The following is a 1,510-nucleotide window of genomic DNA, read 5'->3' as shown; positions in this document are numbered from 1 at the left end:
CCAGCGTGTGGCGGCTGATGCCGAACACCTTGGCGAGGCTGCGGCGGATGCCGGACTCGGGCAGGTCCTTCTCGGCAGGCCGGACCCGATAGGTCCGGAAGAGCACGCCGACGACACTCGTCTTGTGGCGGGCGTCGCAGCCCACCATGACGTTCTCCATCGCCGACATCTCCGGGAAGAGCCGGATGTTCTGGAACGTGCGGGCGATGCCGAGGTGGTTGATCTTGTGGGGCTTGGTGCCTGCGATCTCCTTGCCCTTGAAGCGGATCGCGCCCTCGGTCGGCGTGTAGACGCCGGTCATCGCGTTGAACGCCGTCGTCTTGCCGGCCCCGTTGGGCCCGATGAGCCCGAGGATCTCGCCTCGACGGATCTCGAAGTTGACGTCGTTGAGTGCCACGACGCCACCGAAACGGAGGGTGACGTGGTCGACCTCCAGCAGGACCTCGCCCACCTCACCGGACGCCTCGATCGCGATCTGGTCGTGGTCGGAGGTGTCCTTCAGCACGACGTTCGTGTCGGTGCCACTCTCGGCATGGGTCTGCTCAGACATCGGCAGCAGCCTCCTTGGCTTCTTCTCGTCGGTCCTCGAACTCCCTGGCTCTCCGTCTGCTCGGCACCAGTCCCTGCGGACGCAGGATCATGACCAGCACGAGCGCGACGCCGAAGGCGAACGGGCGCCACTCGACGAACCCGCGGAACCGCTCGGGGAGGTAGGTGAGCAGGAAGGCGCCGAGGAGCGCGCCGTAGATGTTGCCGGAGCCGCCGATGACGACCATGGCCACGAAGAGGAACGACAGCTGGACCATGAACGCGTTGGGCTCGACGTACTGCTGCTTCGAGCCGAACAACAGACCGGCCAGGCCGCCGAGGGTCGCGCCGATGGCGAACGCCCACAGCTTGAACTTGAAGCCCGCCACGCCCATGACCGACGCGGCGTCCTCGTCCTCGCGGATCGCGAGCCAGGCACGTCCGACGCGGCTGTTCTCGAGGCGCTTGGCCAGCCAGATGATGAGGATGAGGATGCAGAGCGCGAGCCAGTACCACCGCTCGGCGTCGATCGTGTTGAAGAACGACCGCCCGTCGATCTCCGGACCCGGCGGGACCGGGACCTGCGTGATGCCGGCGGCACCGTTGGTGACGCTGTCGAGGTTGCGTGCGGTGATGCGGATGATCTCGCCGAAGCCGAGCGTCACGATCGCGAGGTAGTCGCCCCGCAGCCGCAGTGTCGGCGCGCCGAGGAAGACACCGGCGATCAGCGACATCGTGATGGCGATCGGGATGCAGGCCACGAACGGGACCGCCCACTCCTCCGAGAGCCCGAACTTGTTCTGCATCGCCTCGACGACCGGGGAGTTGGTCGAGCCGAACAGCGCGATCGAGTACGCGCCGAGGGCGTAGAAGCCGACGTAGCCGAGGTCGAGCAGTCCGGCCAGTCCGATCACGACGTTGAGCCCGACGGCCACGATCATGTAGACGACGACCAGGAAGAGCACGCTCGACCAGTCCGAGC

At 66.7% G+C, this 1,510-nt stretch carries 2 protein-coding genes; both read right to left on the bottom strand.

Going from position 1 to position 1,510, the window contains the following annotated elements:
- Positions 1 to 550 (bottom strand): ABC transporter ATP-binding protein (locus WB461_RS09530; protein WP_423852497.1); only part of this gene is annotated, 550 nt, incomplete at its 3' end.
- The coding region (locus tag WB461_RS09525; RefSeq protein WP_423852496.1) for a branched-chain amino acid ABC transporter permease at positions 543 to 1,510 on the bottom strand (968 nt) is incomplete at its 5' end. The genes WB461_RS09525 and WB461_RS09530, both read right to left, overlap by 8 nt.

Origin of the sequence: Aeromicrobium sp. (assembly GCF_049587115.1) — a bacterium.
Taxonomy (GTDB): Bacteria; Actinomycetota; Actinomycetes; order Propionibacteriales; family Nocardioidaceae; genus Aeromicrobium.
Note: the sequence above shows the minus strand (reverse complement) of the source record. Positions and strands in the feature narration are given on the sequence as shown.